Annotated in this window: 7 protein-coding genes; 4 read left to right on the forward strand and 3 right to left on the reverse strand. The window is 42.1% G+C overall.

The window, feature by feature from the left end:
• The first annotated feature begins 758 nt into the window (after positions 1-758).
• Positions 759-2,765: a sigma-54-dependent Fis family transcriptional regulator gene (locus tag VN447_RS12750; protein WP_325525731.1), complete on the forward strand. Its 2,007-nt coding sequence runs from the start codon at positions 759-761 to the stop codon at positions 2,763-2,765.
• Positions 2,766-2,902: 137 nt separating this feature from the next.
• On the opposite strand, the gene VN447_RS12755 is transcribed toward VN447_RS12750, so the two are convergent.
• A complete protein-coding gene (locus tag VN447_RS12755; protein WP_325525732.1) occupies positions 2,903-3,991 on the reverse strand; it encodes a hypothetical protein in 1,089 nt (362 codons plus the stop codon).
• Between the two features lie 671 nt (positions 3,992-4,662).
• On the opposite strand from VN447_RS12755, the gene VN447_RS12760 reads away from it, so the two are divergent.
• Positions 4,663-5,532, forward strand: coding sequence for a DMT family transporter (locus VN447_RS12760; RefSeq protein WP_325525733.1), 870 nt, complete (start codon positions 4,663-4,665; stop codon positions 5,530-5,532).
• A 40-nt stretch (positions 5,533-5,572) separates the two neighbouring features.
• Here the strand turns inward: VN447_RS12760 and VN447_RS12765 are convergent, their stop codons facing one another.
• Complete coding sequence (locus VN447_RS12765) at positions 5,573-5,743, reverse strand: hypothetical protein (RefSeq protein WP_325525734.1); 171 nt, start codon at positions 5,741-5,743, stop codon at positions 5,573-5,575.
• Positions 5,736-6,143, reverse strand: a complete 408-nt coding sequence (locus VN447_RS12770; protein WP_325525735.1) for a hypothetical protein — start codon at positions 6,141-6,143, stop codon at positions 5,736-5,738. The genes VN447_RS12765 and VN447_RS12770 overlap by 8 nt, the downstream gene beginning before the upstream one ends.
• A gap of 284 nt (positions 6,144-6,427) precedes the next feature.
• Between VN447_RS12770 and VN447_RS12775 the strand changes: the two genes are divergently transcribed.
• Both VN447_RS12775 and VN447_RS12780 read left to right on the forward strand, forming a co-directional pair.
• Positions 6,428-6,625 (forward strand): hypothetical protein, encoded by a 198-nt coding sequence (locus VN447_RS12775; protein ID WP_325525736.1) that lies wholly within the window; start codon positions 6,428-6,430, stop codon positions 6,623-6,625.
• Between the two features lie 19 nt (positions 6,626-6,644).
• Positions 6,645-7,165: NAD(P)-dependent oxidoreductase (locus VN447_RS12780; protein ID WP_325525737.1), on the forward strand; the 521-nt coding region annotated here is incomplete at its 3' end.

A 7,165-nucleotide genomic window follows, 5' to 3' on the forward strand; every position in this document is an offset into this window, starting at 1 on the left:
TTAAGAGCTACAATGTAGGTTTTGGGACGAGCAATATGCCACCATTTGTTTGAAACAAAGACTTTATGCCGATTTTCTCTGCCATATGAACGGGAATAGCTCATTTTTATTCATTTTTTAAGCAGACTCCCTGATAGAAAGTATAACTTTCTCCTGGATAAGGGCAACATTACCCAAAGGGCACAGGCGGCTTTTCCGCTTTCGCCAAAGGCTCGGCGCAAGCCGTGTTTTCTTTATGAGATTGTGTTTAACAAAAATGGGGATTTTTGGTGAGTATATTGAGAAGTTTACTGTTTTTTTTACTAAAGTGTAGCAAAGTGTAATAAATATGCGCTACACTTTGCTACATAGTGCTACACAAGCAGTAGTTGTTAGTGTCAAGAAAAATGGTTAGCATAGCATAATATATTTCGGAAATGCACGACGGATGAAGGAACCATGTAATCCTAATGAGGTGATAAGGGGTTTCTTGTTTTGTTGGCATAAATATTGCAATATTTTATTACCGGTGATGATTTCCAGGTATTGGAAATGCTATGACGTAACATATTTAAATTATTTATAGCTATGAGTCATATACCATGAAGCATAATGGATCATTTGACATCTTATGCTTCATTTTATTTGCGAATAAGAGTATTAAGTCAGATCAGGCAAAAAAATGGTAGAAGGGAGAAATTTTTGTAGTGACCTTAGAAATCTGAAAATAATAACAGTCGTGGTCGTCCAAGCTAGAATTATGGTAGGTGGTGTTGTGAATGACAAGTGGCAACCCAGCGAACATTATCGGTAAAGATCTGATTTGGAAAAAATTTATTAGCAATGGCGAACTAGAAAGCCGGATTATTTTACCGCAAATTGCCGACTCTTGGGTCAGATGTTCCCAAATAGATCTTAACCCCAATGATGGTAGATCCCAGAACGTTCTACAGCCGTCTGATATCCGAATGATGTTAGAAAAAAAACGGGAAATTATTGATATTGCTAAACCATTCATGGCCAATATCTACGAGATTTTCCGTAATTCCGGCTTTATTGTTGTTTTGAGTGACGAAAATGGGTATATAATGGAACGTTTTGGCGATGCTGATGTACTAAATAGTGCCAGGCATTTGCACTTTGTACAGGGGGCGAGTTGGCGGGAGGAACATGTGGGAACAAACGCAATTGCCGTGGGGCTGAAGACCGGAGCACCAGTTCAAGTTTCCGGTGCTGAGCATTATTGCCGCAAACACCACTGGTGGACTTGCTCGGCTGCACCTATTTATGGTCATAATGGCCAAATTGTGGCCTTACTCGATTTATCCGGGCCAGCTCAGGCCGCTTACTCTCATACTTTGGCAATGGTGGCGGCAGCTGCCAATGCTATCACTATGCAAATTAGTATTCAGCAGAAAAACTACGAGTTATCGCTGATGAATAGACGTTTATCCAGTATATTTAACACGATGTCGGATGGAGTAATTTTTTTCGACCGCCTGGGTAAAGTAAGAGAGTTTAATCCGATTGCTAAAAAAATTCTGGGGAAGACGGGTAATATCCTTAATGGAGCTTCAGTACAGACTATCTTTAAAGGGAAAAATCAGTTAATTCAGACATTGTTAGATGGCAAAGAGGACTACTCTGATGTCGAGTTTTTTACCGACACGGCAATGGGGCCAAGCCGTTGCGTAATATCTGGCGAGACTATATTTGATAAACAAGGCTGTATAAATGGCGGAGTTATTATATTGCGGCCTATGGAGAAAGTACACAACCTTGTTAACCGGTTTAGTGGCAACTATACGACGTTTAAATTCAGTGACATTATCGGCAAGAGTGCGCAAATATTAGAGGCAATACGCCAGGCATCTTTGGCGGCGGCGACTTCTTCCAATGTTATATTGCGGGGTGAAAGTGGTACAGGAAAAGAGATGTTCGCCCAGGCAATTCACTGCCGGAGTTCACGGAGCAATGGTCCTTTTGTCGCCTTGAACTGCGGGGCAATACCGCGTGAACTGATAGGCAGCGAACTATTTGGCTACGAAGAGGGGGCTTTTACCGGGGCAAAGCGTGGCGGTAGACCAGGTAATTTTGAATTAGCTTCCGGCGGCACATTGTTTCTAGATGAAATAGGGGACATGCCATTAGAACAGCAAGTGGCATTACTCAGAGTATTGCAAGAAAAAAAAGTTGCCCGTCTGGGTGGGAACAAAGTCATTCCGGTTGACGTACGTGTTATATGTGCCACTAATAAAGACCTAAACAGGCTGGTGAGAAATGGGACTTTCCGGCAAGATTTATATTACCGGTTAAATGTGTTTACGATTGAGATACCACCGTTGCGTGACCGGCGCGATGATATTGAAATCCTATTTCGTTATTTTGTGGAGCAGATTGGTAATGAACAGGAGTGTAAGTATATCATAGCGGACGAAATATTAGAAAGTATTAATAATTATGACTGGCCGGGGAATGTCAGGGAAGTTCATAATGTTGTTGAACGGGCCTGTAATTTCACTGAAAATTATATTATTTCACTAGCCTGTTTACCGCCTGAGCTTTGTTGCTCACAAGGGGGGGATCAGGAAATGCAGTCAATATACCCTGAAAATACTAGAATGTGTCATTTATATGAAATAAAGAGTGAGATATTAGATAAAGAGTGTGAGGAGATTAAGGCGTTATTGAGGAAGGAACGAGGAAATCTTAGCAAAGTGGCTAGTGAGTTGGGGATCGCCCGCAGTACGCTGTATCGGAAAATGAAAAAACACTCTATCTACTAAACAAATTTAAGGATTGTTTCCGATGTGAATTTAGCAAGTGAAATATAAATGCAATATAATAAAAGAGTGTGGAAAGCAAACATGGGCTATGCTAAAATTGCAATTGCAGCATAGCCCATGTTCTTTAGGAATACAGATTATTTTCGTAACTTTAACGGCCAACTGGCAAAATACACTGTATATATTAACAATACACAGTTAAATAAGTCCATAAACATTAATGGGTTCCCGCCAAAGTCCTTGGTTACAGGTGCTTCTTTCAGTACAAAGCCAAACCACCTTGTGTAGATATAAAAAACTATTAAACCGATTGCGAAGCCGATAATGGTTCTAATTATTAGCCTAGTAGACAAACTGCCAGTTATCGGCCAGCCTTGGAAACATAAGAGCATGACTAGAAAAACTCCTGCCAGGCACACTCCTAATTGCGCTGGCCATAGGGTAATCCCATCGCCTAAAGCCTTTTGGGCATCTGCCGGAACCAAAAAGTTCTGCAGTAAGTACATAAAGAAATAATAGACTAGAGTACCGCCTAAAAAGTTACCCACAAATGCAGCAATAGCCTTTACAGCCCGTGAATGGAATATTGACCATGGCCAGTTTTCCCATATTAAGGCAGAAGCCAGCCAAAATACTATAACCGAGTAAAACCAGCCGACAACAGTAGATAAAGGGAGGATTGGCTGGATTGCATAGCTGGCCAGATTGGGATACATTAGCAGAAAATATAATATCCCGGTAATAAAAGTACCTACAAAAATTTCAATTATGCCAACATATGGTTGATTTATGCCGATATCTTTCCACGGCCAGTGGTCCATATTATTAGTTTGTACGCCGTAGCCATAAAAGCCAAATAAAACGATCATAGCTATAGCAGTCCAGCCAGTACCACTAGGTGCAGTGCTAAAGGTTGGAATTACAGTACCGTAGGCACTTAGGGCATTCACGACAATGACATCTAAGGTCAGCGTGACAATAAGGGCCAATATTCCAGCCTGTGGCTGCGGCAATTTGGTGAACGGCCATGATTCGCCGCAAAATCCTAAAAATACGATACATAGTATAGCCCAGAATAAATAAGCTCCGAACATCCCGGGGAATAGGGCCTCAATCTTAAGACCCCACAAAAACCATACAGCTACACTTAAAACAAAGATTATGATAGTATTGCTTATTCCATAAGTAAAAGTTCCTAGTTCAAACGATCTCTTTTTTTCCTCCATCTGGTTATCCTCCTTTAATTACCACCTTTATTTAGTAATTGAGCAAACATAGTGAAATTTCTGTTATTTTTAACTTATAGTCGCCCACATAAGAACTTAGCTGTTATTTCTATCTCTGCACTCCTTTCATTCATTTACTAATCCCCACTATCCACCTCCTGCAACCAGCACCATTGTGTCTGCATTTCCTTTATAATGCAATTATTAAGCCAATAATTTCCAAGATGAAAAACACCCAAAATATTGGGTGGCTTCGAACCGGTTGTAGAAGTCAAAATGCAAGGAAGCTTAAATTTAACTATTGTTCAGACTGTATAGCGATAGAGTCGCCCGAATCAAAACTTTTAGTCTACCGTATCGAAGTGTAGTGTATTTGGGCTTGATAGAGGTACACTTTGCGAATTTTCGCAACAATGTGCTACAAACACCTAGTATTTGAACCTGTTAACTATTTTGAATCTTATTAACTCAGGCAGATACGTTAATTATGCAACTATTTCAGATGTTGGCGTGATTCAGGCGTGGTTTACAATCGACTAATTTGAACTAGCAATTGACGCCAGAGCATTATTGGGGTATCTTGACATAGAGAGCATTTTTCGGCAGTAAAGGACAATCAATAACTAGGTGGCAATGATTAGAGAATTTTAACGATAAATACAGGTGGTGTTATGTTGAATTGGTTACATAGTTTTAATGTTTCGGATCGTTTGCGAGGCATCTTTTTGCTTGCAGTCACTGCAGTGTTGTGGAGTTCCAGCGGAATAGGAATTAAATGGATCGACTGGAACCCGATGGCGATCGCCGGTGCCAGAAGTGCTATCGCCGCTATCGTCATTTGGGCGACTTTTCGCCACTCGCCAGTCTGTTGGAACAGGGCGTCACTTTGCGGAGGCGTGGCCTATGCCGTGATGATGCTGACCTTCGTTTCCGCGAATAAGCTGACCACTGCCGCAAACGTCATTTTGTTGCAATATACATGTCCAATCTTTGTGGCAATCCTTGGGGTGATATTTCTGAATGAAAAGCCTCAGCTATACGACTGGGTGACGATTGGTTTTGTTGGCGGCGGGATGGTGCTGTTTTTTCAGGATCAAATGTCGGCAGGGGGACTTGCCGGAAATATACTAGCTATCGTTAGTGGGATATCTATGGCAGTTATGGCTGTGTCTATGCGTCTGCAAAAAGAGGGTTCGCCTTTCGGGTCAGTCCTGTTGGGCAATGTGTTGACTGGTTTATGCGGCTTGCCGTTTATGTTTGAGGGTTCACCCGGAGTTGGCGGATGGACAGCCATTGTAGCGCTTGGGTGTATTCAAATTGGTTTATCTTATGTCCTGTATTCTATTGCCATAAAATATGTAACCGCCCTCGAAGCCTCGATCATTACCATGATCGAACCAATTCTTAATCCCCTTTGGGTGTTTTTGCTCCTTGGTGAGGGGATTGGTCTTTGGTCGCTGATAGGCGGCGGTGTTATCCTGACGGCCATTGCTGCTCGCTATCTTGTACCTGCGCTAAAATCACAGACAGCCACCAGTTGAAGGGGGCGTTATGATATTTAGGTTTTTTTTATGGGATAGCCTAGGAATTTGTGTTTTTTGAGGGTGGCAACCCGAAAGGGGGAGTGTCAAATTTGGTTTCAGTGTTAATGAATCCAAACTTTAGGATTACTAAGCGTCCGATAAAGCCGCCTGCTAGCATACTGCCCATTCCTTCCAGAAGCCGGATTGAGACATCGCTCAACTCAAGCATTATTTTCAACCTCCTTTGCAATTATCAATACGAAACTAATTGCCGCCCCTGCCAGGACAAGACTTGAATCAACCATATAGACTACCTGCTGTGTCCAAATACCCATTTGGCGATAAATACTAATACTCTGGTTTGATAGAAAAATGGTGGCTACCCAGGCACAGATGGAATAAACTAAAGTGTAGATAACGGTTTCTTTGGTCATTATGCGTTCATGGCCTCTAAACTCTTGCTTTGAGGATAGAATAATTCCTAACAGGATGCCTGTTGCCCATAAACATAATTTAGGAGCAATCTCAAACAATACTGTGTCAGAATTATAAACCAGGGATTTGATGGTGGATTCTAGGGCAAATAGTATCGTAGTAAGATACAGCGGCCCGATTATCCTAGTAGGCATTGAGCGTTTCCCTCCATACCATGATATTTTGGCTTATTACATAATATGAAGGCAATAAACTATGTGTACCTAAGGGAATTATTATTAGCTTGAAATAACATCCATACATTAGATCGGCAAGAATATGCCAATAGACCAGCTCATTTGGCACTTTTGATATAAATAAAGCCGAGTGGAGCCTGATGTTGCATATTGGTTTCTTCCGAAAAAGACACTTGACTTGCAGTTGTGCACACATTATAATAGTAACAAGTTTATATTATACATGATGAACAGGAAGCCTAATGCAAGGTGTCCAGAGAGACGGCGGTTGGTGCGAGCCGTTACACCGAACAAAAAGGTTCCGCCTGGGAGTGGCTGGTGAAGAATCAGAACGGGATCCGCCCAATACAGCGGCTAAAGTTGGCCGAAAGGCAACATGGGTGGCAACGCGGGAAAAGTTCTCGTCCCTATTAGGGATGAGAACTCTTTTATTTTTCTAGCAAAAAAACGGAGGTAAGTATGATGAAAATATTAGTGTCTGAACCGATTGCCGAAAAGGGCTTGGAAAAACTCGTTCAAGAAGGCGCCTCAGTTGATTTAAAGACCAGTTTGACACGGCAAGAATTGCTGAAGATTATTGGTGAGTATGACGCACTGATTGTACGCAGCAATACCAAAGTCAATGAAGAACTGTATCAAAAGGCGACTCAACTAAAAGTAGTGGGACGCGCCGGCAATGGCGTTGACAACATTGATATGGATGGGGCGACTAAACGCGGCATTATTGTCGTCAACACCCCTGACTCCAACAGCGTGTCGGCTTGCGAATTGACGATTGGCCTATTGCTTGCAACCTGCCGCAATATTCCCCAGCATCATATCCGTCTCAAGGGAAAAGTCTGGGATCGTTCTGGCCTTAAAGGCATGGAACTGCTGGATAAGACTGTCGGCATCGTTGGTTTGGGACGGATTGGTTCGCTAGTCGCTACCCGCTTGAAGTCGTTCGGTATGAAAATAGTCGCTTATGACCCTTATATCAG

The organism is Sporomusa sp. (assembly GCF_035561155.1).
Classification (GTDB): Bacteria; Bacillota; Negativicutes; order Sporomusales; family Sporomusaceae; genus Sporomusa.